Source organism: Streptomyces lydicus (genome assembly GCF_004125265.1).
GTDB lineage: Bacteria > Actinomycetota > Actinomycetes > Streptomycetales > Streptomycetaceae > Streptomyces > Streptomyces lydicus_C.
On the sequence record NZ_RDTE01000003.1, the window covers coordinates 914,047 to 938,654 of the forward strand.

A 24,608-nucleotide genomic window follows, 5' to 3' on the forward strand; every position below is an offset into this window, starting at 1 on the left:
ACCGTGCCGATGCCTCGGCGCCCGTTCACGCTGTGTGCCCTTCGTGTCCTGCCCGGTGCGGTGCGACGCCTTCCCGGTCAGGAGCAGTTGAACTCGCACCATACGCACTTTCCGCTGCCGCGCGGTTCCACACCCCAGACATCGGCCAGGCGGTCCACGAGCAGCAGCCCGCGGCCTGAGACACCGGCCTCCCCCGGCTCGCGGCGCCGCGGCAGGCTGCTGGAGTGGTCCTCGACCTCCAGCCGCAGCAGTCGCCCGACGCTGTGCGGCATACGGATGTTGACCACGGCCTCGCCGTCGGTGTGCAGCAGCGCATTGGTGATCAGCTCGTCGGCGACCAGCTCGATCTCCTCGGCGCGCTCCGCCGCGCCCCAGGCGCGTACCGCGGCCCGGATCATGTGCCGGGCGGCGGACAGGCCTTCGGGGTCGGCGGGCGCGATGTGCTGGCGGAACCGACCGACGATGTCGTGTTCGGGGGCGCCGAGGCGGCGCAGCAGAAGCAGCGCCATATCGTCCTCGCCGGTCCGCTCGTCCGCCGACTCGCAGAGCCGGTCGGCGAGTTGCTGGACGTCCTGGGGGCCCTGGCGGACCTCGCGGGCCAGGTGGCGCATCCCGTCGTCGATATCGGTGCCGGGCTGTTCGACGATGCCGTCGGTGCACAGCAGCAGGGTGTCGCCGGGGGCGAGCAGGACGGTGGTGACCGGGTAGTCGAGCCGCCGGAATTCGGAGGCGATGCCGAGCGGCAGCCCGCCGGCCACCGGCAGCCTGCGGCAGATCCCTTCGGCGTGCCGCAGCAGCGGGTCGATATGGCCGGCCCGGACGATCCGGGCCGCGCCGGTGCTCAGATCCGCGTCGACGTAGGTGCAGGTCGCGAAGCGGTCGGTGTCGAGTTCGTTGAGGAAGGCGGAGGCGCGGGCCATGACGGTGGCCGGGGCGTGCCCTTCGGAGGCGTAGGCGCGCAGCACGATCCGCAGCTGGCCCATGAGCGCGGCGGCCTGGGTGTCGTGGCCCTGGACGTCGCCGATGACGGCGGCGACCCGGCCGTCGGGCAGCGGAATCACGTCGTACCAGTCGCCGCCGATGTCCCCGCCCATCCGGGCGGAGCGGTAGCGGACGGCGATCTGCGCACCGGGGACGCCGGGGATCCGGCGCGGCAGCATGGCCTGCTGGAGGCCGGCGGCGAGGTCGTGCTCCTGGTCGTAGAGCATGGCGCGGGCCAGGCTCTGCGCGATGCTGCTGCCGAGCGCCACCAGGACGTTGCGCTCCTGGTCGCGGAAGTCGCTCTCCCGCTCGAAGAAGAGGCCGATCACACCGATCGGGCGGCCCTGTGCGATCAGCGGCAGGTAGGCCGCCGAGTGGACGTTGAGCGGTTCGACGGCCGGCCACAGCCGTGGGTAGTTGCGCCGGAATTCCGCACGGCTGCCCACATAGCGCGGGGTGAGGGTGCGGACCACCTCGCTCATCGGGAATTCGTCCCCCACCCGGGTGTATTCGAGATCGGGCACAAAGCTGCCCGCCCTGCCCTCGGAAACCAGCCGGATGCGCCCCGCCTCCACCAGACCGAGGATCACGTTCTCGGCACCCAGCCGGCTCAGCCCCTGCTCGTCGGCGAGCACGGCGATCACTTCGCCGACCGTTCTGGCGTGTGCCAGGGCGGCGGTGGTGCGCTCGACGACGCTGGTGTGCCGGCGGCGCTCCTCGTCGACGGCGAGCCGCTCGGCCGCATGGGTGTATTCGTGGCTGGCGTCGCGGACCACTCCGATAATGCGTCGCGGCCTGCCGGTGCTGTCCCGGCGGATGCTGCCCTGGCTGTGGGTCCAGCGCAGCGCGCCGTCGCGCAGCCGGACCCGGAAGTAGGCGCCGTAGGAGTCGCTGCCGTCCTTGAGCGCCCGGGCGACCGAGGCGTCCAGGCGGGCCGCCTCATGGGCCGGGACGCGACAGCCGAGCGTGGCCGGACGGTCGTCGTACTCCTCCGGCAGCATGTCGAACACCTCGAGCGCGGGCGCGTCCAGGTGCATCAGCCCGCTGTCGAGGTCCCAGTCGAAGCCGCCCATGCCGTTGAGGGCCAGGGTCAGGTCCGGGTGGGCGGGCCAGTCGTCCGGCACCGACACGGTGGGCCGCTTCGCTCCCCGGTCAGCCATGCCGTCACTTTGTCACATTCACCCGGATTGCGGCGGGTCCGGGCGTTTCGCTCGCCCTTCTCCCGACCGGGCCGCGCGCGAAACTGATTCGCTCATCAGGTTCCCCGCGGGCACCTTCCTATGGACCGCTGGGAATCAGGGACTATCGCCACTTCCCCACCCCCCGACCATTGCGATGTTCTCAACGCGCTGTTACGGTCCCTGGCCATGGAGGACGCCCCCGGAACCCGGATCACCGACGAGGGCGGCGATATCACGGACCGTGTCCGTGACGTGATCGCCCGGCTCGGCTGCAGCCACCGCGAATTCGCCCGCCGGATCGTGATGGACCCGTCGAAACTGTCCAGGTCACTGGGGGGCACCCGGCGTTTCACATTGGCCGAGATCGTCCGTATCGCCGACATCGGCGAGGTGGACACGGGCTGGCTGCTCGGCGCCCCCGAGCGGCCCTCGGCACCGCAGGACCGCGCGCCGGCGGCCGTGCCCGAAGGCGGCCGGCCGCTGCAGATCGTGCGGGAAACCGTCCGGCTGATCGCCGAGCACGGCTTCCACGGCGTACGGGTCGCCGATATCGCCGCCGCCTGCGGTACCAGCCCGGCGGCGGTGCACTACCACTTCCCCGGCCGCGACGAACTCCTGGAAGCGGCCGCTCGCTGGTGCATGGACGAGGACACCGAACGCCGCGCCGCGGGCCTGGCCGCGGCCCCCGACGCCCGCGGCGAGCTGCTGCATCTGATCGCGCTGCAGACACCGCGCACCGAGCAGCAGCGCCGGCAGTGGCTGGTCTGGCTGGATCTGTGGGCCGAGGCCGCCCGCTCCACGGCCGTGGGGCGGCTGCACGAGCACTACTACCGGCAGTGGCGCACCACCGTCGCCGAGGTCGTACGCCGCGGCGTCGGCCAGGGCGTCTTCCGCGCCGTCGATCCGGAGTTCGCCGCGCTACGGCTGACCGCCCTGATCGACGGCCTGGCCACCCAGGTGCTCGCCACCGCGCCGGACAGCACCGGACCCGACACGATGCACGCCGCGCTGCTCGCCTTCGTCGACAGCGAACTCACCGCCGCCCCCGTCGGCTGAGGGCGCCCCTCCCCCGCCGCGCCCCGCCACTCACCGGACCGAACCCTGGCGCTCCCAGCCGCCCCCCTGGACCGAACCCGAGGCACGACACGAGGCACGACACCCACCGAAGGGAACCCCGTGAACCACGAGGTCATCATCACCTGCGCGCTCACCGGCGCCGGCGACACCGTCCACCGCTCCCCGCACGTCCCCGTGACGCCCGAGCAGATCGCCGCGTCGGCCGTCGAGGCGGCCTCCGCGGGCGCCGCTGTGGTGCACATCCACGTACGCGACCCCGAGTCCGGCGCCCCGTCGCGCGACCCGCGGCTGTACGCCGAGGTGGTCGAGCGGATCAAGGAGTCCGGCACCGATGTCGTCATCAACCTCACCGCCGGCATGGGCGGCGACCTGGTGATCGACCCAGAGCGGCCGCTGCGGCAGCTGCCCGGTACGGACCTGGTGAGCGGCCTGGAGCGGCTGCCGCACGTCGAGGAACTGCTGCCCGACATCTGCACCCTGGACTGCGGCTCCCTCAACTTCGGCGACGGATCCAACCTCTATGTCTCCACCCCCGACATGCTGCGGACGGGCGCCCGGCGCATCCAGGAGCTCGGGGTACGGCCCGAGTTGGAGATCTTCGACACCGGTCAGCTGTGGTTCGCCAAGCAGCTGCTGGCCGAGGGGCTGCTGGACGATCCGACGGTCTTCCAGCTGTGCATGGGCATCCCGTGGGGCGCGCCGGCCGACCCGGGCGTCCTGCAGTCGATGGTGAACCTGCTGCCCGAGGGCGCTCGCTGGGCGAGTTTCGCGCTGGGCCGTATGCAGATGCCGTGGGTCGCCCAGTCGATCCTCCTCGGCGGCCATGTGCGGGTCGGCCTGGAGGACAACCTCTACCTCAGCAAGGGCATCAAGGCCACCAACGGCCATCTCGTCGAACGCGCCGTCCAGATCACGGAGTTGCTGGGGGCCACGGTCGCCGGCCCCGACCGGGCACGTGCCCTCCTGGGTCTGAAGCCGCGCGGTTGAGCCACCTCACCCTCGTTTCGCCTCCCCTCTCTCCTCGCCCTCCGTCCCCTCCTCTCCACCAGGAGTAGCTTCCCCATGCCCGAAACCACCCCCGCACCCTGTGTTCCCTGCGCCCCCTGTGCCCCCGAGGACGTACGCCGTATCGCCTGTATCGGCGCCGGAGTGATCGGCGGCGGCTGGGTCGCCCACTTCCTCGCCCGTGGCTACGACGTCACCGCCTGGGACCCGGCCGACGACGCCGGGGAAAAGCTCCGCCGTCTGGTTGCCGCAGCCTGGCCCGCGCTGGACCAGATAGGCCTGGCCGACGGCGCCTCGCCGGACCGGCTGACGCTCGCCCCCACTCTCGCCGAGGCGGTCGCCGACGCCGACTTCGTCCAGGAGAGCGCCCCCGAGAACCTGGAGTTGAAACGCTCCCTGCTCGCCGAGCTCGCCGCCGCGACCCGCCCGGGCGTGGTCATCGCCTCCTCCACCTCCGGCTACCCGATGACCGAGATGCAGACGGCGGCCGAGGACGCCGGCCGCCTGGTCGTCGGCCACCCCTTCAACCCGCCGTACCTCATCCCGCTGGTCGAGGTCGTCGGCGGCGAGCGGACCGACCGCGAGGCCGTCGCCTGGGCCTCGCGCTTCTACGACCTGGCGGGCAAGTCCGTGATCACCATGGACCGCGAGCTGCCCGGCTTCATCGCCAACCGCCTCCAGGAAGCCCTCTGGCGCGAGGCGCTGCACATGGTCGCGAACGGCGAGGCCTCGGTCGAGGACATCGATGCCTCGATCACCGAGGGCCCTGGGCTGCGCTGGGCGTTCATGGGCCCGTGCCTGACCTTCGCGCTGGCCGGCGGCGAGGGCGGGATGGCCCATATGCTCGACCACTTCGGCCCGTCCCTGAAGTCGCCGTGGACCCGGCTGGCGGCTCCCGAGCTGGACCGCGAGCTGCGCGACGCCATGGTCGACGGGTGCGCGGAGGCGGCGGGCGGCCGTACGTACGCGGACCTGGTCGCCGAGCGCGACCAGGGCGTCATCGACGTCCTGCGCGCCACGGGCCGGCTGGGGAGCACCCGCCGATGACCGGCACCACGGCGGGTGGCCTCCCGCTCTTCCAGCAGACCGTCCGGGACGACTGGATCGACTACAACGGCCACCTCAGCGAGGCCTACTACGTCCTGGTCTTCGGCTTCGCCACCGACGCCCTGATGGACGCGGCGGGCCTCGACGCGGCCTACCGCGGCCGCACCGGCTGCTCCCTGTACACGGTCGAGGCCCACGTCCGCTATCTCCACGAGGTCGCCCGCGGCAGCGAACTCACCGTCCGCACCACCGTATTGGGCGTGGACGACCGGAAACTGCACCTCCTCCACGAGATGTTCGCCGGTGCGCCGTCCGGCTCCGCGGTGGCCACCGAGGAGCTCTTCGCCCTGCACGTCGACCAGGCCGCCGGGGGCGCGGCACCCCTGCCCGACGTGAGCCGGGAGTACTTCGCGGGGCTCCTGGCTCCGGCGCCCCCGTGGGCCGGCAACGGGATCCGCGCGGTGCGGCCGCGCCGGTAGGACCACAGGCACGGCCGGGGCGCCGCCGCGGCCCCGGCCGTGCCCGTGCCACGTCCCTCCGCCGACCGGCCCACCGCATCGCTCCGGTGCCATCCTGGAAGGAGCGAGGATCTTCACCACTCACCGAGGGGAAGGCACCATGACCGACACCAAGGGCCATCACATCGAGGTCAGGCAGGGCACCGAGCACGTCCGCGTCACGGTCGGCGGCCGGCTGCTGGCCGACAGCCGCCACCCGCTCCTCCTCCAGGAGACCGGCTACCCCGTGCGCTACTACCTCCCGCCCGAGGACGTCCGCACCGATCTGCTGACCCCGTCCGAGACGCACACCTTCTGTCCCTTCAAGGGCACCGCCTCCTACTGGTCGCTTCCCGACGGTCCCGAGGACATCGCATGGGCCTACCCGCAGCCGCGTACCGCGGTGGCGGAGATCAAAGATCACTTCTGCTTCTACGAGGTCGATGCGGACTGAGCCGGGTGCGGGAACGGGCCCCCTCCCGCGCCGTGGGGCCCCCGCACGGCGCACAATCGAAGGGTGAACGACGCGGAGCGACCCCACGACGAGCCCGGCACCCCCGGCGAGCCCGGCCCGCCTCCACCGCACGAGGGCGGCGACCCGGCCTGCTGGCTGGATCAGGTGTGCGACGCCTGCGGCCGGATCCGCGAACGGCCCCGCAGCGCGGTCTGCGAGCACTGCGGGGCCGGGCCGGACGGGACGACGGCGGGGGCGGCGGGGGCGGCGCCGAGCGGGACGGGCTCGTCCGCCACCGGCCGCCGGGCCCCCCGGCGGGATCGCGACGAGGAGGGCCGGGCCCGCAACGCCCGCCCGCGCGACGGCCTCGGCCGGCCGCTGCCGTACGGCTCCCCGGGCGTGGCACGCCAGCCGGAGGGAGTGTCCCGTACGCCCGCGCAGTCGCTGGCCGAGGCACAGCTGCTGCTCGACGACGGGATGCCGTTCCACGCCCATGAGGTACTGGAGGACGCCTGGAAGGCGGCTCCGGGGGCGGAGCGGGAGCTGTGGCGGGGGCTCGCCCAGCTCGCGGTGGGCCTCACCCATGCGGCGCGGGGCAATGCCGTGGGTGGCGCGACGCTGCTCGACCGGGGTACGGCAGCCATCGCGCCGTATGCGGACGCCGCCCCGTACGGGATCGATATCGCGGGACTGCTGTCGTGGGCCGGGGAGCTGACCGGACGTCTGACCGGCACCGGGGCCGCCGTACCGGCGGCGCAGAGCGCGCCCCGGCTGCGCGCCACCGGGCACGACGCCGGGGACCGCCCCACCGGCAACGGGACCGGCGACCGGCCGGGCCCAACCGGCTGACGCCGGGCTCCGCCGGGACGAGCGGAGCCGCTGCCGCGCTGTCGTAGCTCACAGCCCACCGGACACGGCAAGCGGCCACCGGCCCCGGGACCACCGGTCAGGGCACTCGCTCACCGGCCACCGGCCACCGGCCACCGGCCCAAGGGCCTACGCCGCGTCTCCTCCCCGCCTGCGGCGCCCGCGGCCCTGGCGCCACCGGCCGAGCAGCGCGCCCAGCCCGAGGGCCGCGACGCCGGCAGAGCCCGCGCCCAGGACGAGGGTGGAGCGCCTGGGCGGACCGCCGCCCGCCTCGGCCCCGGTGATCTCGGCGGCTACCGGGCGGAGCGGCGCGCCACCCTCGTCAGGGGCGCGGACGGCGTGCAGGGTGCCCACCGGCTGAGCCGTGCCGGCGCTGTCGAAGCCCCAGTCCAGCAGCGAACCGGCCTCTTTGTAGACGGCGTTGTTCGCGTTCGACTGCGGGTTCAGCACGGTGACCAGCAGGGTGCGGCCGTTCCGCCGGGCGGCGGCGATCAGGGTGTTGCCGGCCTTGCTGGTGTAGCCGTTCTTGACGCCGATGATGCCGGGGTAGCGGGACAGTCCGTGCGAGCCCACCAGTATCCGGTTGGTGTTCTCGATCATGGTGGTGCCGCCGGCGCCGGGGAAGGCGGCGCGGGTGGTGGCGCAGTAGCGGGCGAAGTCGTCGTTGACGAGTCCGGCGCGGGCGAAGACGGTCAGGTCGTACGCCGAGGACACCTGGCCGGGCGCGTCATAGCCGTCCGGGGACTTGACGGTGGTGTCGCGCGCTCCGAGTTTGCCGGCGGTCTCCTGCATCTCCTGGGCGGTGGTCCGCCAGCCGCCGTTCATCGCGGCCAGCACGTGCACCGCATCGTTGCCGGAGCGCAGGAAGACGCCGCGCCACAGGTCGGCGACGGTGTAGCGGCGGCCCTCCTTGACGCCGACGACACTGCTGCCGCTCCCGATGCCCGCGAGGTCCGCCGAGCTGACCCGGCGTACGGCGCCGGCCGAGAACTTCGGCAGGACGGTGACGGCGAACAGCGTCTTGAGGGTGCTGGCCGGGGGGAGCTTGCGGTGGGGGTTCTTCGCGGCCAGCACATTGCCGGTGTCCGCGTCGGCCACCATCCAGGACAGGGCGGACAGACCGCCGGGCAGCCTAGGTGTGCCGGGGGCGGCGACGGCCTGCACCCCGGCGGCGGCCGCGGCGGGCTGACGGGACGTCGAGTCGTGCGCAGCGGCCGGTATGGACGTGAGCGACACAGCGGCGGTGGCGATCAGGGTCATCGCCGCTGCCTTCTTGGACACACGCGCGTCAATTGCCATGCCGTCACGCTAGGAAGCGGTGCCACGGGCCGCAGCACAGTTGAGCCAGACGGACCACGCGGCGTGCCGTACACCCGGCGTGTCGCAGCTGCAACGGCTGCAAAGCAGGACCCGCCCGGTGCGACGGGGGATGCACACCGGGCGGGTCTCAGGAACCTTTCTACCTCATGAGCGAACGGTTATGCCTCAAAAACTTGTTCGTTCGCCGTTCAGAAGGCGACGGGGAGCGAAATCAGGCCACGTGACCGCAGGGACCGACGATGCCGCAAATCACCACGCGGGACGTCCAGACGCAGCCCCGGGAAGCGGTCGAGGAGCGCTTCCAGCGCGATGGCCGCCTCCATACGGGCCAGCGGGGCGCCGAGGCAGTAGTGGATGCCGTGTCCCAGCGCGAGGTGCCCCGAGAGGTCCCGGCCGCGGTCGAAAGTGTCCGGATCCGCAAAGCGCGCGGGGTCGCGGTTCGCGGACGCTATCGACAGCAACACGCTCTCCCCGGCCGCGATCCGTACGCCACCGATCTCCAGGTCCTCCTTGGGGAAGCGGCGGAGCGCCAGCGGTCCGGGCCCGTCGAAGCGGAGGAATTCCTCCACGGCCGTCGGCAGTTCGGCCGGATTGTGCCGCAGCCTGCGGAGCTGGTCGGGGTGGTCGAGCAGGGTGAGCACGGCATTGCCGATGAGGTGGACGGTGTTCTCGTAGCCGCCGAAGAGGATGATAAAGGCGAGCGAGGTCAGTTCGTCCTCGCTGAGCCGCTCGCTCCCCTCGTCCGCCGCCTCGCCGGCGGCCGGGTCGTCGCGTACCGCGATCAGGTCCGAGAGCAGATCGTCACCCGGCTCCGCACGCTTGGCCGCGATCAGGCCGGTGTAGAACTCCTGCATCGCCCCGATCGCCTCCTTCATCAGCTCCGGACGGCTGGGGTCCGGCGTGATGAGCGCGTCCGACCAGGCCAGGAAGTCGCGGCGGTCACGGTGCGGGATGCCGAGCAGATCGCAGATGACGGTGATCGGCAGCGGGCCCGCATAGTCGGCGAGCAGATCCGCCCGGCCGCGCTCCGCCATCGCGTCCAGCAGTTCGCCGGCGGTCTTCCGTACGGGCGCCCGCAGCGCCTCGATCCTGCGCGGGGTGAAGGCCTTGGCCACCAGGCGGCGGATCCGGGTGTGATCCGGCGGGTCCATGTTCCCCAGGTTGGCGTCCAGCGCGGGCGGGAGCGAGAACCCTTGGTAGCCGCCGGGCGCGGCATGGCGCTTGTCCAGGGAGAGCCGGGGGTCGGCGAGGCCGCGGCGGACGTCGTCGTAGCGGGTCACCAGCCAGGCGGGGGTCCCGTCGGGGCCGGTGATCCGGTGCACCGGCCCGGCTTCGCGCAGCGTGGCGTAGGTGGCGTACGGATCGTCGAGGAGCGGCGTCACGTCGATGGGGGTGTCGGGTCCGGTATCGGCGGTGTTCGGCATGATCCCGACCTTAGGCCCTTACCGCCCTGCCCCCTCGGGCAGGCCGCGCGTCCGCCCTCCCAACTCCCCTCTTCCACAGGCGTTCTGAAGGCAGTGGCACCGGTCCGCCGGACCGGTGCCGCCTGGGTGGTTCGGGCGGCCCGGACCCCCGTGCCGGGCCACCCCGTCTGTGGGTGCTTCCTCAGCGACGCGCCAGTGCGCTCCGCTGCCGCAGCTCGGTGAGCACGGTCTCGATCAGCGGTGAGTGGTAGACGTCCGCGACCAGCGCCAAGTGCTCGTACTCCGCGGTGAGTTCGACCGGTTCCGTACCGCTGGAGACCACCACGCTGTCGGCCCCGTGCACGGGGACATGGCCCACCGCGCGGTTCTCCAGACCACGGCGGAGTGCGGCGGCCTCGGCGACGGCCGCCAGCTGCCGGTCGTCCAGGGCGACGGCGCGGGCGCGTTCACGGGCGATGTCGAGGGCGTCGGACTCCACATGGCGGCGGATGCCGCGCTGTACGTCCCGGATCTCGGCCATCTGGCGGTTGGCCCGCCACTCCAGATCCGCGAACGGCCACCGTGCGGCCCACGCCGAGGCCTCCATCGTGACCTCCGGGGAGCGGGCGGTGACGGTCCGCCAGAGCGGGGAGAGCCGGCGCAGCCGGCGCCAGGCGGCGACCCGGGGGCCGGCCGCCGGCAGCGCGAATCCGGCGAGGACCATGAGCGCCGCGACCGAGGCGCTGAGCGGGGCCACCCCGTTGGAGAGCCACAGCGCCGGGTGGCCCGTCCAGGACAGGACGAAGCCGATGACCTTGCAGCCGCAGTAGCCCAGGCCGAGCCAGCAGCCGGCGGCCAGCAACCGCAGACCGCGGGCCAGATACGTCGTGCCGAGCCGGGCGGCGAGCCGCGGGCACAGCGTCCCCAGGGCCGCCGAGCTCATACCGAAGAGGGCCAGATACAGCACCAGGAAGAGCATGACGCCGGGCGAGTCGGTGTAGGCGGTGCTGAAGTCGCGGGGGTGCTCGACGGCGTCCGGCCTGCCGACCGCGAAACCGGTGATCGCCACCGCCCACAGCGCGGCCACGGCCCCGACGGCGGCGCGCGCTCTGGTCCGCGCACGGGCCCGCGCGGCCGCGCCCTCGCCCGCCGTCCAGCGCAGCATCAGTACCAGCGCGCCCGCGGCGAACACCACGACGGAGGAGTAGAGGAAGACCATGGCCAGGTTGGCCACGCCGGCCAGCCGGTCGAAGGCGCGGTAGAGGCTCGGCGCGGAGAAGAGGAAGACCGTGGCCACACCACCGGTCATCAGGCAGGCCAGCCCCAGGTCGGCATTGCTGCGGTCGCGGAACCAGGCCCGGGACTTGTACCCGACGATCGCCCACGCCGCCACGCCGAACGACAGATAGATGACATCAAACACGTGGACCCCCGTCCCCCGTCGCCCCCGCACCGACACCGTCGCGCCCCGCGCCGCCGGACGGCCCCTCCTCCCGCCGCCTGAGGTGCTGCAGCGCGGGCCCGAGCGCCGCCGCCAGCTCGGCCGCCTGCCCCTCCAGGGGCAGTTCACGCTCGCCCGCGGACGGCGCGACCCGCTCCATCAGCAGCGTGCCGAGCACTTCGGTCTCCCGCTCGGCGAGGTTGTCATAGCCGTGGTGGCGCGCGAAGCCCATGGTCAGCCCCATACGCCGCATGGCGGTGGCCACATCGACCGAGGGCGTCCACAGCTTCAGCGCGTCCTCGGTGACCGCGGGGTCCTGCCCGTGTCCCAGCAGCAGATGACTCAGTTCGTGCAGCACGATGTGGGCCTGGTGCCAGGGGGAGGTCTTCAGCTCGTAGAAGACCCAGTAGCCGTCGTCGGTAACGGCCGTCATCCCCGAGACCACCCCGCCCAGGCTCATCGGCACCAGATGGACGGGCCGCGACACCCGCGTGGCGACGATGTCGCACATCCCACGCAGATCGGTCGTGGCCGGCAGCGCCAGCTCTTTGATGAGCCGCTTGCACCGCCTGCGTATCTGCCCCACTCGCATGCTCGTCCCGTCCTCGTCTCCGGCCCGCTGCCAGGAAGCGAAAATCCGGCCGCGCTCAGCGGTCCGTGTCGGCTCACTCACCGTGCCGTTCACCGCCCTGCTCCGGCGGATCGGCCGGCAGGTTCATCTGCTGCCGGAACTGGGAGATGATCGTCGTCAGGCTGTCCTGCACCTCCGGCGGCAGCCCCACGGAGCGCAGTGCGATGGCGCGCACCCGCTGGTCCCGCATGGCGGCGAGGAAGCGGACCTCTTCCTCCACCCGCGCGGCCTGCGGCTGCGAGAGGTCCCCCAGCAGATAACCGACCGGTACGGCAAAGAACTTGGACAGCGCGCGCAGCAGCTCCGGGCTCGGGTTCGTCCGCCGGCCGTTGCGCAGCATCGACAGATACTGCTCGGTGACCTTGACGCCGCCGTACTCCTCGTCCCCGGCGCTGATCTCCTCGGCCACAAAGGCGTTGGTATACGGGGCCCCCGGCGGGTGCATGTTCGCGAAGAGATGGCTCAGCCGCTCCGCGAGCGTGCTGCCCGCCTCGTCGGACCGGCCGTCGTCCCCCACGCTCATGCCCACCGTCCCCCCATCGATCGGCCCCAACGAACAGTTAAGGCACCGTCACCGCCGTTCACATCCTGACACGGGGAGTACGCGGCGCACCAGTCCACTTACGGACAGTAGGGGCCGCTGCGGCTTAACCAGGAGTTGAGCTGGATTTGAGGTTCGGCGCCGGCCGGGGGCAGCCGGGCCGCGCGGACACCCTGGGCCCCACCTCGGCACCGGCGGCCTCGCCGGCCCGCTCACCGAGAGCAGGGCGGCCGTCGTGAACAGCGCCTGCTCGTTCCCGGCGAGGACTGCAGCGCCGCAGCCGCGTCGCGCCGAGCAGGACGCGAACCCCGGTCAGGTAGCGGCGACTCCGTAGAACGCCTCGCTGACATAGGGGACTTCGACCTGTCCGCCGTCCGCGTGACGCGCGCAGAGCTCGCGCACGCGGTTCAGGAACTCCGGGCCGACGGCGGCGAGGGCACGCTGCGCCTGAGTGGAGGAGGCGCTCATGGTGACGAACTCCTCGACCGTCAGCGACCGGCGCCACCGGGCCTCGCGTCGCTCCACGTGCGCGAACCGCTCACCCAGCTCCCCCGCCACGTCGATGGCGCGGTAGTCGCGACGGTAGCCCGGCGAGAACTCCTCCAGCAGGTCTTCGTACTCGGAGGCGAAGCCGCCGGCCTCGTGGTCGCGGTTGTTCTGGACCACCGTGCAGACGCCTCCGCCGCGCAGACTGTGCGCCGCGGCCCGCACATAGGCCGGACGGTCCATCCACTGGTAGGCCTGGGCGGCGACCACCAGGCCGGCCGAGTCGAGCGAGGCAAGGTACTCCTCGGCCGTGCCCACCACCCAGTGGACCGTCGGGAACTTCTCCCTGCCGACGCGGACCATGTCCTCGGAGAGGTCCACGGCGTGCACGGCGGACCCCTTGGGCAGTAACGGAAACAGCGCCTCCAGGGCGATCCCGGTTCCGGCCCCGGCATCCACCACGACCGGCGGGCCGCTGTCCGGCAGCAGGCCGACGGCGTGCGCGAACAGTGCCGCCGGATAGCGGGGCCTGGCCCGGTCGTAATTGTCGGCGAGTCCGTTGAACTTCGCTTCAGGAGTGGGCACTTGACTCACGCTCCTTGAATGCTTGGGGGACGGATCCGGGACAGCGGGCCGGCTCCGGTCATCATGGCGAACAGGAAGGCCACATGCGGCGAGCACCACCACGCGCCGACGCCGCACCACGCGGCCCGGCCCGACTGAACGCTCACCCGCCCCCGGTGAGCCTGCGCACCGCCGCCTCGGCGTCCCGGTCATCGGGCAGGTAGCACAGCAGGTGATGACCGGGCTCGTCGACTGCTGCCAACTTGACGTAACGCAGGCGTAGTTCGCCCGCCGTGGGATGTCTGAAATGCCGCACGGCGGGACGGTAGATCGCCGTCTCCCGCTCCCCGTACCAGCGGGCCGCGTCCGCGTCCTGGGTGATCTCGGCGACGATCTCGGCGTACCGCCGGTCGGCGGGGTGGCGGGCCGCGTTGGCGCGAAACTGCCCCAGCAGGTAGCGCGCCTCGATCTCCCAGTTGACGATCAGGCTACGCGCGGGCGCCCAGCGGAACACCAGCCACGGCAGGTTGCGCCGCTTGGGCGGCAGCCGCGCGGGGTCGGTCAGCAGCGCCGCGTAACCGGCGTTCCAGGCCAGCAGGTCCCAGTGCGGGTCGATGACCGCGGCCGGGTTGGGTGAGACCGACTCCACCAGCGACAACAGGTTGCGCGAGACCCAGCCCGGCGGCTCCCCTGCCGGTGCCGGGTCCTCGGTGAACGACAGGACGTGCGCGGTCTCCGCCTCGTCCAGCCGCAGGGCCCGCGCCACCGACCGCAGCACCTGCTCGGAGGTGCGCACCCGCCCCTGTTCCAGCCACGCGTACCAGGAGCCGCTGATGCCGGCCAGGTCGGCCACCTCGCCTCGGCGCAGCCCCGGGGTGCGGCGCCGCGGCGCCACCGGCAGGCCCAGCTCCGCCGGGGAAAGCCGTTCCCGGCGCGAGCGCAGGAACGCGCCCAGCTCCCGGCGCAGGGCCTGCGCCGTACCGCCCTCACCGGCCGGCCGCTCCACCCCGCCGCCCATCAGCACCCCCCTCCCCCCGCCGCCGGGCCGCGGTGTTCACCCAGCGGCACACGGCAAGGGTGTGAGCGATCGTAACCGCTTACGGCGACCATCCGGACGGCCCGGGTGGTGATCTTGAGGGGACCCGGTACCACCCGGGCCCAGAACAGAAAGGAGCCGCCTTCCCGTGACCACCGTCCCCACCACCACCGCCACCCCACCCGCCAACTCCGTTTCCTTGTGCTCCCGTTCACTCTGGCTGCTGCGTGCGGCCGGATTCGTCAGCAACTTCGACCGTTTCTGCATCACGCCCATGCTGGTGCTCATCGCCGCCCAGCTCGGAGCCGGCATGGCCACGGCCGTCCTCACGGCCAGCGTCTACTTCCTGTGCTACGGCCTGATGCAGCCCGTGTGGGGGCTGGCCGGCGACCGTCTGGGCCGGGTGCGGGTGATGCGGCTCTCGCTGACGGCGGGCACCGTCTCCTCCCTGTTGTCCGGCCTCGCCCCCGACCTCACGTTCCTGATCGTGGCCCGCGCCCTCGCCGGGGCCTGCTTCGCCGCCTGCGTACCGGCCTCGCTGAGCTACGTCGGTGACGTGGTGCCCGCCGAGGTCCGCCAGCGCCCGCTCAGCGATCTGATGACCGCCTTCTCCCTGGGGACCGCGCTGGGCACCGTGGTGGCCGGGGCGCTGGCGCACTACGCCGGCTGGCGCACGGTGTTCCTGCTGCCGGGCCTGGTCGCGGCCTGCCTCGCGCGGGCGCTGCGGCACCTGGCCGAGCCCGAGCGGGAGCCGGCCGGATCCCTGCTGGCGCCCTTCCGTATCGTGCTGGGCTCGCGGTGGATGTGGTTCGTCATGGCGCTCGCCCTGGCCGAAGGGGCCGTACTGCTGGGCTTCTTGACGTATCTGGCGCCCGCGCTGGAGGCCAGGGGCGTGCCGACCGCCGTGGCCGGGGCGGTGTCCGCGCTGTACGGCGCGGGGGCCATGGGTTTCGCGCAGGTGGTCAAGAGACTGGTGGGGCGGTGGAGCCCGGCAGTGCTGATCCTGGCCGGCGGGGCCGCCGCGGCCGCGGCCTACGCCGCCGCGGCGACGAGCCGGTCCCTCCCGGCACTGGCGGTCACCGCACTACTGCTGGGCTGCAGTTGGTCGTTCATGCACACCACGTTGCAGTCGTGGGCGATCGCCGTCGCCCCGGCGGCCAGGGCCACCGGCGTGGCGATGTTCGGGGTCAGTCTCTACGGCGGCAGCGCCCTCGCCAGCAGCCTGACGGCCACCACGGCGGCGAACCACGACTATGGGCAGCTCTTCCTGATCGCCCTGCTGCTGACGGTTCCGCTGACCCTCGCGGCGGTGGTGGGGCGCAGTCGGTACCGGTGACCGGACGGCGCCGCGCCGGACGTTCACCCCGGACGCACACCGGGGCGAACGTCCGGCCGACCATGATCATTTCCGGTGCGAGAAGTCCGTGAGGAACCCGCAAGGAACCCGGAAAACGATCAAGAGCCCTGCTCCACTCTCGTGAAACAAGGCTCTGACCTGCGACAATGGAGAGAACTCCAGTCGGGACGACAGGATTTGAACCTGCGACCCCTTGACCCCCAGTCAAGTGCGCTACCAAGCTGCGCCACGTCCCGGTGCCCGTTTCGGCCGGGAATCCCCGGCCGACCGCGCACGAGAACAATACCGCATGTCAGAGGGTGGGTGCTGCCATATCGGTGCGCCGGGGCAGGTACGGCCGACCGGAGAGATGAGTACCCGTACTCATGCACCGCCGTCACCGGGCCGTCACGCTACGCGCATGACTACTCCATCGATTCAGCGGCCGACGACCACGGCCTTCTTCGTGCAGGCCGCGATCTCCTTCGGGCTGTCGCTGGCGGCGCTGGTGATCGGGATCATCAAACTGCCGGTGGGGCCCTGGGAACGCGGTTTCCTCGCCATCGGCCTGGTCTTCGTCGTGTCCTCGGCGTTCACCCTGGCCAAGTGCATCCGCGACCGCCAGGAGGTCGAGGAGGTGACGAACCGGGTGGACAAGGCCCGGATCGACAAGATCCTCATCGAGCAGGACGTCTTCAAGCCGGGGCAGGTCTGATCCCGGCACCCGGGGGTGCTTCCCCGCCTTCCGGCAAAGGCACCCCCGCGGGCCGCGTCGCCCCAGGCCGGCGACCCGGTGAGGGCAGCAGCCTGCGTGCGGCAACGTTCCGGTCCCGCCCTCACTGCTGCCTGGTCGGTCCGGGCCGGCCTTGGTGCCCGCAGGTCAGAAGGGTGGCTACGAGTTCCCCGTATGGGTACTGACGGTGACGGCGGCGCGCGCCGCCGTGCGCGGAGCGCGGCGCCGCCTCAGACGTGCTTGCCGAGCCAGGCCAGCAGGTCGCCCTGGACCTCGTCACGGTTGGTTTCGTTCAGGATCTCGTGGCGGGCGTCCGGATAGGCGCGCCAGGTCAGGTCGCGGGTGCCCAGATAGCGGAAGTCCTCCAGGAGTTCATGGATCAACGTCATCCGCTGGTGGCAGGGGTCCTGGTCGCCGACGGCGAGGTGGACGGGCAGTCCGCGTGGGATGCGGGCGAGGTTGGCCGGGTCGTTGATCTTGCGGATGGCGCGTACCCAGTCGGCGGCGAGACCGGCGCAGAACGGGAAGCCGCAGTCCTCGTCGGCCACGTAGGCGTCCACCTCGGCGGCATCGCGGGAGAGCCATTCGAAGCCGGTGCGGTGGGGAAAGGCGTCGTTGAAGGAGCTGAAGGTGCGCGGGATGAAGGAGGAGAGGGCGCCGCGACCGTGCCGGGCGATCTCCAGGTCCAGTTCGTCGACGGCGCCCTCGAGGTCCAGGCCTGGCAGGGTGCGGAAGGCTCCGGTGAGGATGAGGCCGGCGAGGTCGGCGCCGTACTCCTCGGCGTAGTCGCGGGCCAGCATCGCGCCCATGCTGTGGCCGAGCAGCACCAGGGGGACGCCGGGGTGGGCGGCGGCCGCATGGTTGCCGATGCCCTTGAGGTCACTGACCATCGCCCGCCAGGCGTCCTCGCCGACCACCCCCCGGCCGCCGGTGGAGGCGGCGGTGGCGCCGTGGCCCCGGTGGTCGGAGGCGAGAACGGCATAGCCGTGGCCGGTCAGGAAGCGTGCGAAGCGGTCGTAGCGCCGGCCGTGTTCCGCGGCGCCGTGGGCGATCTGGACCAGGGCGCGCGGGTGACCGGACTGCGGGAGCCAGGTGTAGGTGGCGATACGGGCGCCGTCCGGGGCCTGGTGGAAGTCCTGCTGCATGGCCTGCATGGCGTCGTCTCCTGACTGCCGGGGGCGGTGAATGACGGGCGGTGGCTGACGGGCGGTGGCTGACGAGTCGTCGGCGTCCACTCTTGCGCGCGAGGCGGCGGTGCGCCACGGGGCGCGCTTGGCGTGGTTGCCGCCTCCCCCGGGCTGCGTGACACGATCAGCCGGTTCTTTGATGACTCTGTGCCGCAACCCCCCTTCGCAGGAGGAACGTTGGACACCACCGATCGTTTCGAGGACCGCTTCGAGGACCGTTCTGAGCACCGCTTCGAGGATCGTTTCGAGAGCTCCCCCCTTCTCCCCGCACCGCTGTCCCGCCGCAGATTTCTGCAGGGCACCGCCTCGGCCGCCGCGGCGGCGGGTCTGACCGGTGTCACGGCTGCCGGCGCCTGGGCGCAGGACGCCGGTGCGAGCGGCGCCACTCTGTCCTTCACGGCCGCCACCAATGGCGCCGCCTCGCTCTCCCCGTCCGGTGACCGGCTGGTCGCCGAGGTCCAGAACGTCCTGTGGTCCCTGCCCCGGGCCGGCGGCAACGCAGTGGCACTGACCCCGCCCGATCTGGAGCCCACCCGTCCGGTGTACTCCCCCGACGGCCGCCGGATCGCCGTCTGCGCCTACCGGGGCGGTTCCTTCCATCTGTGGACGCTCGCCGCCGACGGCTCCGGCCTCCGGCAGCTGACCGACGGCCCGTGGGACGACCGGGGCCCCGCCTGGTCGCCCGACGGCACCCGGATCGCCTTCGCCTCGGAGCGGGGCGGGGACGCGGTGGCCGGCAGCCCGTACCGGATCTGGGTGCTGGAGGTGACGACGAAAAAGTTGACCCGGGTGACCGGGCTGCCCGGCCAGGAGGGCCCGCACCAGGACGCCGCCTGGGAGGACTTCGACCCCTGCTGGTCGCCGGACGGCGCGCGGATCGTGTTCGTACGGGGGCGGGTGGCGAGTGCGGCGCTGGTCTCCCGCACCGTCGCCTCCGTGCCGGCCGACGGGCGGGGCGCGGTGCGCACCGAGCACTCCGAGACGGCGACCGCTCAGGTGATGGCGCCGGCGCTGTCCCCCACGGGGCGGCTCGCCTATCTGCGGACCACGGACCGTCCGGGGCCCACCTGCACGCTGGTGGTGGACGGCGGGAGGGTCGCGGTCGACGGCGATGTGGAGCCGGTACCACCGCGCTGGGTCTCGCGGGACGAGCTCTTGCTGACCGTCGGCGGACAGTTCCGGATCGTCCGGCCCGATGCCCCGCAGCAGACCGAGACCATTCCGTTCACCGCGCGGCTGCCGCTGGACCGCCCCCGCTACCGCGTCAAGGACTACGGCTTCGAGCGGACGGCCGCCGGTCCGGTGCGCGGGGTGCATCTGCCCGCGCTGTCGCCCGACGGCCGCAAGGTCGCCTTCGCCGCACTCAACTGCCTCTGGATCGCGCCCACCTCGGGCGGCGGCGCCCCGCGCAGGATCGTCCGGGCCGAGGCCACCCGCTACGTCCTGGCGCCGAGCTGGTCCCGCGACGGGCGGGCGCTGGTCTACGCCGACGACCGGGACGGGCTGTTCGCGGTGCGCCGCTACGATCTCGCCTCCGGCGAGGAGACGGTGCTGGCCACCGGCGGCCGGGTGCAGCCCGCGCTGTCGCCGGACGGCGGACGGCTGGCCGCCCTGGACATGTCCGGAAATCTCGTCGTACGGACGCTGCCCGACGGCACGGAGAAGGTACTGGCCGCACCGATGGGCGCCGGCGGGCTGCCCGGCCGTCCCAGCTGGTCACCGGACGGGCGCTACCTGGCGTACTGCGACCGCACCCGCCTCAACCGCCGCTTCCGCGAGGGCTACAACGTCATCCGGATCGTCGACACCGAGACCGGCAAGGACCGGCTGCACCCGGTCGCCGAGCACGTGTCGATCGCCGACCGCTATGACTCCGGGCCGGTCTGGTCGCCCGACGGGCACTGGCTGGCCGTGATCGTCGAGTCCGCGCTGTGGGTGGTGCCGGTGCGACCCGACGGCACGCCGGACGGTGCGCCGCGGCAGCTGACGGAAGAGAGCGCCGACCATCCGTCGTGGTCCTCGGACTCCGGCACGCTGCTGTATCTCTCGGCCGGGAAGCTGCGGCTGATCGGGGTGTCCGGCGGAGCGGCCCGGACCGTCGCGCTGTCCCTCGGGCACCGGCCCGCGCGCGCCCGGGACACCGTGGTGCACGCGGGCCGGTTCTGGGACGGCACCGGCGACGAGGTGCGGGAGGACGTCGATGTGGTGGTGCGGGACGGGCGGATCACCGCGGTCCAGGCGCACCGCCCGGCCCGGTCCGGCGCCGCCCGCCGGGTGGACGCCTCCGGGCAGACCGTGCTGCCCGGCCTGTGGGACGCGCACACGCACCCCTGGCAGGTGACCTATGGCGGGCGGCAGACCGCTCTGCAGCTCGCCTACGGCATCACCACCGCGGTCTCCTGCGGGGGCTTCTCCTATGAACAGGTCCGCCTCCGGGAGGCCGTGGCGGCCGGGGCGCTCGCCGGGCCGCGCCTGCTGACCTGCGGCGAGCTGCTGGACGGCGGCAGGGTCGCGTACAGCATGGGGCGGGCGCACCGCACCCGTGCGGGACTGCGCCGCTCATTGGCCCGCGGCGCGGCCCTGGACTGGGACTTCGTCAAGACCTATGTAAGGGCGCCGGGCTGGGTGATGGAAGAGGCCGCGCGCTTCGCCCACCAGCGGCTCGGGGTCCGGTCCGGGAGCCATCTGCTCACCCCCGGAGTCCAGCTCGGCCAGGACCTGACGACCCATCTGCAGGCCACCCAGCGTCTGGAGTTCGGCCATGCCGTCAGCAGCTCCGGGCACGCCTACCAGGATGTCGAGGAGGTCTTCACCGGCACCGACTTCCACCTCCTCGCCACGCCGTTCTCCGCGGCCGCGCTGCTCGGTGACGATCCGGCGCTGGCCGACGATGTGCGGGTCACCCGGCTGATGCCGCCCTGGGACACCGCACTCGTACGGGAGAACGCCGGACACCGTCCCACCTCCGCGCAGCTGGCCGACATCGACACCGAGGTCGGCGTCTACCGGCGGGTGCTGGAGGGCGGCGGGCTGGTCGCGCTCGGTACGGACCAGCCCCTGGTGCCGGTGGGGCTGGGCCTGCATCTGTGCCTGCGGGCGCTGCACCGCGGCGGCCTCAGCGTGAGCCGGACGCTGCGCACGGCGACCGCGCTGCCCGCCAGGGTGTTCGGCGCACAGCGGGATCTGGGGACGCTGGAGGTCGGCAAGCTCGGCGATATGACGCTGGTGGACGGAGATCCCTTCCGGGACTTCGACTCGCTGGTGCGGACCTCGGCGGTGCTGCGCGGCGGACGGCTGTTCGCACAGCGGGAGCTGGCCGACTCCTTCCCGGCGCCCGCCGCACGTGCGCTGCGGTCGGCCGGCACCGACTGGCTGGAGGTGGGCCGGCAGCAGCGCCGCGAGTCCTGCTGCGACGTCTCGCACTGACGCCTCCCGCCCCCGTCGCGGCGGGGGCGGGAGGCGTGGGGTGGCGCGGTTCCCGAGCCTGCGGAACCGCGCCGCACATATCCTCGAACAGGGGGTGGTGCGCCTCCGCTTCGCGCCTCAACTCACCACTTAAATGCGCCCAGTTGATGTTTTATGCGCCCCGCAGTAGGTATGCCAACGGGTATTGCACGGGGTAAGCGAAAGATCACTTTCCGGAACGTTCGCTGCGACGGCACCACCGGGTGTCGTCCGAGGCGTGATGCGACCAGCACGGGGGAGATCGCGAAGGAGGGGCTCGTCTTGCATCGCTACTTCACGGACCAGCGGCATGAGGTACTCCGGCACCAGGTGCGGGAGTTCGCCGAGAAGGAGGTCCGCCCCCGGGTGGCGGAGATGGAGGCGAACCGTTCCGTTTGCCATGACCTCTCGCGCCTGATCGCGCGGCAGGGCTGGATAGGCGCGACCGTGCACCGCGCCTACGGCGGAATGGGAGCCGGCCATGTCGCCAAGACCCTGATCATCGAGGAGCTCTCCCGGGTGAGCGCCGCGATGGGCGCCATGGTGCAGGCGTCGCAGCTGGGCGTCGCGAAGATCGTCCACTTCGGCAGCGAGGAGCAGAAGAAGACCTGGCTGCCGGCCATAGCCTCCGGCGACTGCCTGCCGACCATCGCGGTCACCGAACCTCAGTCCGGCGGCCATGTGCTGGGCATGGCCACCACCGCCGTCCGGGACGGCGACGACTACGTCCTCAACGGCCGGAAGATCTACGTCGGCAACAGCCATGTCGGCGACCTCCACGGCGTGGTGGCCCGCACCGGCGAGGGTTCCAAGGGCCTGTCGGCGTTCCTGGTCGAGTCCGACAGACCGGGCTTCCGGGTCGGGCCGCAGCAGCCCGCGATGGGCCTGCACGGCTTCAGCTTCGGCGAGCTGTTCTTCGACAACTGCCGTATTCCGGCGGCGAATCTGCTGGGCCGGGAGGGCGACGGACTGTCGGTCGCCTACTCCTCCAGCGTGCTCTACGGACGGCCGAATCTGACCGCCGTATCGCTGGGCATCCATCAGGCGGTGCTGGACGAGACCACGGCGTTCTGCGCCGGTCGGCAGCGCTACGGCAAGCCGCTGGCCGACCTCGGCAACATCAAGCTCAAGCTCGGCCGGATCCAGTCCCGGCTGCTGCTGTCCCGGCTGTCCGCATACCACGCGGTGCACCTCCTGGACCAGGGGCTGCCGTGCGATGCGGAGCTGATGAACGCCAAGCTGGTCAATGTGGAGTCGGCGCTGGAGTCGGCGCGCGACGCGATGGACATCCACGCCGCCTGCGGGCTGTTCACCGACCGGCCGGTGGAGCGCTTCCTGCGCGACGCCCACCACATCTTCGCGCCGGCCGGCACCTCCGACGTCCAGCTGCTGCGCCTGGGCGAGCTGGCCCTGGGACGAGCACAGGGCGAGTGGTCCAGCAGGCTGGCGGACCTGCTGCGGCTGGAGCCCTCGGAGTGGCCCGAGGATGCCGGCACCCCCGCGGACCTGCCGGCGCCCGCCGGGCGGGCCGAGGACACCACGGCCACGGTGCCGGGCCAGCGCACCGGCCCGGTGTCCGGGCGCTCGTGGTGCGTCCGGCCGAGATGAGCGGCAGCCTCGGTCACGGGGTGCGCGGTCACCGGCAGCCCGCCGATGCCGCGGCCCCGGGCCGGGCGTCCGGTTCCAGGGATGTCTCTCCTGGAACCGGACGCGCCGGGCACCGGGGCCGGATCACGGACCGGGGAGGCGCCCTCTGGGGGACGCCTCCCCGGGCGCCTCCTCAGGAGTCGCTCTGCTGCTCCTCCATACGGTGGATCTGCTCGACGAGTTCGGCGGCCATCGCCTTGATGGTCTCCAGCCCCTCCCGGCCCCAGGGGCGCGGTTCGAGGTCCACGACGCAGACGGTGCCCAGCGCCGTCCCCGTACGGTCGATCAGCGGCGCACCGAGATAGGAGCGGATGCCGATCTCGTCCACGACGGGGTTGCCGGCGAACCGCGGATAGTCGCAGACGTCCTCCAGCACCAGCGCCTTCCGGCGGACGATGACATGCGGGCAGTACCCATGATCACGGTCCATCACCCGGCCCGGCTGCGCGCTGGCGGGGGCCGGCCCCAGCTCGACGGCCCGGTCCTGCGCGGGGGTGTAGAGACCGGCGAAGTACTGCCGCCGCTCGTCGATGAAGTTGACCATCGAGTACGGCGCCCGGGTGGTCCGGGCGAGCTTGCGGGCGAACTCGTCGAAGGCGGGCAGCGGGGACTCCCCGATGCCCAGCGCGCGCAGCCGGGCGACCCGTGCCGGGGCCTCGTCGTCCTGCGGGGTGAGCAGCAGATGGCGCGTCGGATCGTAGGTGAGGTAGGGGACGCGGGAGGCGGGGTGGTTCACGGCAGCTCCGGGGTCGCGGCGAGGGCGGGGGTGAGCAGATGCTGGACGAGCGAGACCAGGACATGGGTGGCCGAGCTGCACCGGCGGGCATCGCAGAGCACGACGGGGATGTGGGGAGAGATGTCCATGGCGGTGCGGACCTCGTCCGGGTCGTAGTGGTAGGAGCCGTCGAACTCGTTGACGGCGACGATGAATTGGATACCGCGCCGTTCGAAGAAGTCGACGGCCGCGAAGCACTGGTCCAGGCGCCGGGTGTCGGCGAGGATGACCGCGCCGAGCGCACCGTTGGACAGCTCGTCCCACATGAACCAGAAGCGCTGCTGCCCCGGCGTCCCGAAGAGATAGAGGACGTGTGCGGGGCCGAGCGTGATCCGGCCGAAGTCCATGGCGACGGTGGTGGTGTCCTTGTTCTCGACACCCGCCAGATCGTCGGTACCCACGCTGATCTGGGTCAGCAGCTCCTCGGTGCTCAGCGGCTCGATCTCGCTCACCGCGCCGACAAAGGTCGTCTTGCCGACCCCGAAGCCCCCCGCGACCAGGATTTTGAGCGCGGTGGGGAAGAGATCGGTCGAGGGATCCCCCGGGTCGTGGGGGTCACAGTCGTTTGCGAAGTCCATTCAGCACCGCCTCCAGCAGGGCTCGGTCGGTACGGGACGCGGGCCCTGCCGAAACGGCCGCGGGGGCCCGCGCGGTGAGCGCCCCGCAGTCGACGAGGTCGGCGAGGAGCACTTTGGTGACCACGGCGGGCAGCCGTATGTGGGCGGCGATCTCCGCGACGGAGACCGGCCCGCCGCACAGCCCCAGCACCTGGGCGTAGTCGGGGCCCTGGCAGGAAACGGGCCGTCGGCCGGTGGCCATCACCATGGTCAGCAGGTCGAAGTGCGCCGTCGGACGGGTCCGGCCGTTGCTGACGGTGTACGGGCGGACCAGCCGGCCCGCCGCCTCGTCGTACCACGGCTCGCCGCCCTGCCGCCGTCGGCGACGCACGGTCATG

General features: G+C 72.4%; 21 protein-coding genes, 1 tRNA gene and 1 pseudogene. 10 read left to right on the plus strand and 13 right to left on the minus strand.

Going from position 1 to position 24,608, the window contains the following annotated elements:
• Positions 1 to 77: 77 nt before the first annotated feature.
• Entirely contained in the window at positions 78 to 2,141 is a 2,064-nt protein-coding gene (locus D9V36_RS06790) for a SpoIIE family protein phosphatase (RefSeq protein WP_129292971.1), read from the minus strand.
• Between the two features lie 207 nt (positions 2,142 to 2,348).
• On the opposite strand from D9V36_RS06790, the gene D9V36_RS06795 reads away from it, so the two are divergent.
• The 6 genes and pseudogenes from D9V36_RS06795 to D9V36_RS06820 all read left to right on the plus strand — a co-directional run.
• Positions 2,349 to 3,218, plus strand: a complete 870-nt coding sequence (locus tag D9V36_RS06795) for a TetR/AcrR family transcriptional regulator (RefSeq protein ID WP_129292972.1) — start codon at positions 2,349 to 2,351, stop codon at positions 3,216 to 3,218.
• A gap of 120 nt (positions 3,219 to 3,338) precedes the next feature.
• Positions 3,339 to 4,226 carry a 3-keto-5-aminohexanoate cleavage protein gene (locus D9V36_RS06800; protein WP_129292973.1) on the plus strand — a complete coding sequence of 296 codons (888 nt, stop codon included), beginning with the start codon at positions 3,339 to 3,341 and terminating at the stop codon, positions 4,224 to 4,226.
• 75 nt (positions 4,227 to 4,301) lie between these two features.
• The gene (locus tag D9V36_RS06805) at positions 4,302 to 5,291 is read left to right on the plus strand and encodes a 3-hydroxyacyl-CoA dehydrogenase NAD-binding domain-containing protein (RefSeq protein WP_129292974.1); all 990 of its coding nucleotides are present in this window, start codon (positions 4,302 to 4,304) and stop codon (positions 5,289 to 5,291) included.
• Complete coding sequence (locus D9V36_RS06810) at positions 5,288 to 5,770, plus strand: thioesterase family protein (protein ID WP_129292975.1); 483 nt, start codon at positions 5,288 to 5,290, stop codon at positions 5,768 to 5,770. The genes D9V36_RS06805 and D9V36_RS06810 overlap by 4 nt, the downstream gene beginning before the upstream one ends.
• A 139-nt stretch (positions 5,771 to 5,909) precedes the next feature.
• The gene (locus D9V36_RS06815) at positions 5,910 to 6,242 is read left to right on the plus strand and encodes a DUF427 domain-containing protein (RefSeq protein WP_129292976.1); all 333 of its coding nucleotides are present in this window, start codon (positions 5,910 to 5,912) and stop codon (positions 6,240 to 6,242) included.
• A gap of 312 nt (positions 6,243 to 6,554) precedes the next feature.
• Positions 6,555 to 7,091: pseudogene (locus D9V36_RS06820) on the plus strand (DUF309 domain-containing protein); the annotation flags it as partial.
• Positions 7,092 to 7,238: 147 nt separating this feature from the next.
• Here D9V36_RS06820 and D9V36_RS06825 read toward each other — a convergent pair.
• The 7 genes from D9V36_RS06825 to D9V36_RS06855 all read right to left on the minus strand — a co-directional run bounded on the left by D9V36_RS06825 (position 7,239) and on the right by D9V36_RS06855 (position 14,513).
• On the minus strand, positions 7,239 to 8,408 hold the full coding sequence (locus D9V36_RS06825) for a D-alanyl-D-alanine carboxypeptidase family protein (RefSeq protein ID WP_129292977.1): 1,170 nt from the start codon (positions 8,406 to 8,408) through the stop codon (positions 7,239 to 7,241).
• 209 nt (positions 8,409 to 8,617) lie between these two features.
• Complete coding sequence (locus tag D9V36_RS06830; RefSeq protein WP_129292978.1) at positions 8,618 to 9,853, minus strand: cytochrome P450 family protein; 1,236 nt, start codon at positions 9,851 to 9,853, stop codon at positions 8,618 to 8,620.
• A gap of 181 nt (positions 9,854 to 10,034) precedes the next feature.
• On the minus strand, positions 10,035 to 11,255 hold the full coding sequence (locus tag D9V36_RS06835; protein ID WP_129292979.1) for an MAB_1171c family putative transporter: 1,221 nt from the start codon (positions 11,253 to 11,255) through the stop codon (positions 10,035 to 10,037).
• Positions 11,248 to 11,859, minus strand: coding sequence for a hypothetical protein (locus tag D9V36_RS06840; RefSeq protein ID WP_241721275.1), 612 nt, complete (start codon positions 11,857 to 11,859; stop codon positions 11,248 to 11,250). Before D9V36_RS06840 ends, D9V36_RS06835 begins: the two co-directional genes overlap by 8 nt.
• A gap of 79 nt (positions 11,860 to 11,938) precedes the next feature.
• Positions 11,939 to 12,427, minus strand: a complete 489-nt coding sequence (locus D9V36_RS06845) for a helix-turn-helix domain-containing protein (RefSeq protein WP_129292981.1) — start codon at positions 12,425 to 12,427, stop codon at positions 11,939 to 11,941.
• A gap of 330 nt (positions 12,428 to 12,757) precedes the next feature.
• Positions 12,758 to 13,516, minus strand: a complete 759-nt coding sequence (locus D9V36_RS06850; RefSeq protein ID WP_129292982.1) for a class I SAM-dependent DNA methyltransferase — start codon at positions 13,514 to 13,516, stop codon at positions 12,758 to 12,760.
• A gap of 142 nt (positions 13,517 to 13,658) precedes the next feature.
• Positions 13,659 to 14,513 carry a helix-turn-helix transcriptional regulator gene (locus tag D9V36_RS06855; RefSeq protein WP_129292983.1) on the minus strand — a complete coding sequence of 285 codons (855 nt, stop codon included), beginning with the start codon at positions 14,511 to 14,513 and terminating at the stop codon, positions 13,659 to 13,661.
• 166 nt (positions 14,514 to 14,679) lie between these two features.
• Here D9V36_RS06855 and D9V36_RS06860 point away from each other — a divergent pair, with 166 nt between their 5' ends.
• Positions 14,680 to 15,867 (plus strand): MFS transporter, encoded by a 1,188-nt coding sequence (locus D9V36_RS06860; protein ID WP_129292984.1) that lies wholly within the window; start codon positions 14,680 to 14,682, stop codon positions 15,865 to 15,867.
• Positions 15,868 to 16,050: 183 nt separating this feature from the next.
• Here D9V36_RS06860 and D9V36_RS06865 read toward each other — a convergent pair.
• Positions 16,051 to 16,124: transfer RNA gene (locus D9V36_RS06865), tRNA-Pro, on the minus strand.
• Between the two features lie 164 nt (positions 16,125 to 16,288).
• Between D9V36_RS06865 and D9V36_RS06870 the strand changes: the two genes are divergently transcribed.
• Positions 16,289 to 16,582 carry a YiaA/YiaB family inner membrane protein gene (locus D9V36_RS06870; protein WP_030078864.1) on the plus strand — a complete coding sequence of 98 codons (294 nt, stop codon included), beginning with the start codon at positions 16,289 to 16,291 and terminating at the stop codon, positions 16,580 to 16,582.
• A gap of 248 nt (positions 16,583 to 16,830) precedes the next feature.
• On the opposite strand, the gene D9V36_RS06880 is transcribed toward D9V36_RS06870, so the two are convergent.
• On the minus strand, positions 16,831 to 17,754 hold the full coding sequence (locus tag D9V36_RS06880) for an alpha/beta fold hydrolase (RefSeq protein WP_129292985.1): 924 nt from the start codon (positions 17,752 to 17,754) through the stop codon (positions 16,831 to 16,833).
• Positions 17,755 to 18,060: 306 nt separating this feature from the next.
• On the opposite strand from D9V36_RS06880, the gene D9V36_RS06885 reads away from it, so the two are divergent.
• Together D9V36_RS06885 and D9V36_RS06890 are read left to right on the plus strand one after the other, a co-directional pair.
• Positions 18,061 to 21,213, plus strand: a complete 3,153-nt coding sequence (locus D9V36_RS06885) for an amidohydrolase family protein (protein WP_129298240.1) — start codon at positions 18,061 to 18,063, stop codon at positions 21,211 to 21,213.
• Between the two features lie 300 nt (positions 21,214 to 21,513).
• A complete protein-coding gene (locus D9V36_RS06890; protein WP_129292986.1) occupies positions 21,514 to 22,839 on the plus strand; it encodes an acyl-CoA dehydrogenase family protein in 1,326 nt (441 codons plus the stop codon).
• A gap of 172 nt (positions 22,840 to 23,011) precedes the next feature.
• Here the strand turns inward: D9V36_RS06890 and D9V36_RS06895 are convergent, their stop codons facing one another.
• From D9V36_RS06895 to D9V36_RS06905, 3 genes are read right to left on the minus strand one after another with little or no spacing between them, the layout of a single operon-like run.
• Entirely contained in the window at positions 23,012 to 23,614 is a 603-nt protein-coding gene (locus tag D9V36_RS06895; RefSeq protein ID WP_129292987.1) for a GAF domain-containing protein, read from the minus strand.
• Positions 23,611 to 24,231, minus strand: coding sequence for a GTP-binding protein (locus D9V36_RS06900; RefSeq protein WP_129292988.1), 621 nt, complete (start codon positions 24,229 to 24,231; stop codon positions 23,611 to 23,613). Before D9V36_RS06900 ends, D9V36_RS06895 begins: the two co-directional genes overlap by 4 nt.
• Positions 24,209 to 24,607 (minus strand): DUF742 domain-containing protein, encoded by a 399-nt coding sequence (locus D9V36_RS06905; protein WP_129292989.1) that lies wholly within the window; start codon positions 24,605 to 24,607, stop codon positions 24,209 to 24,211. The genes D9V36_RS06900 and D9V36_RS06905 overlap by 23 nt, the downstream gene beginning before the upstream one ends.
• Position 24,608 lies beyond the last annotated feature (1 nt).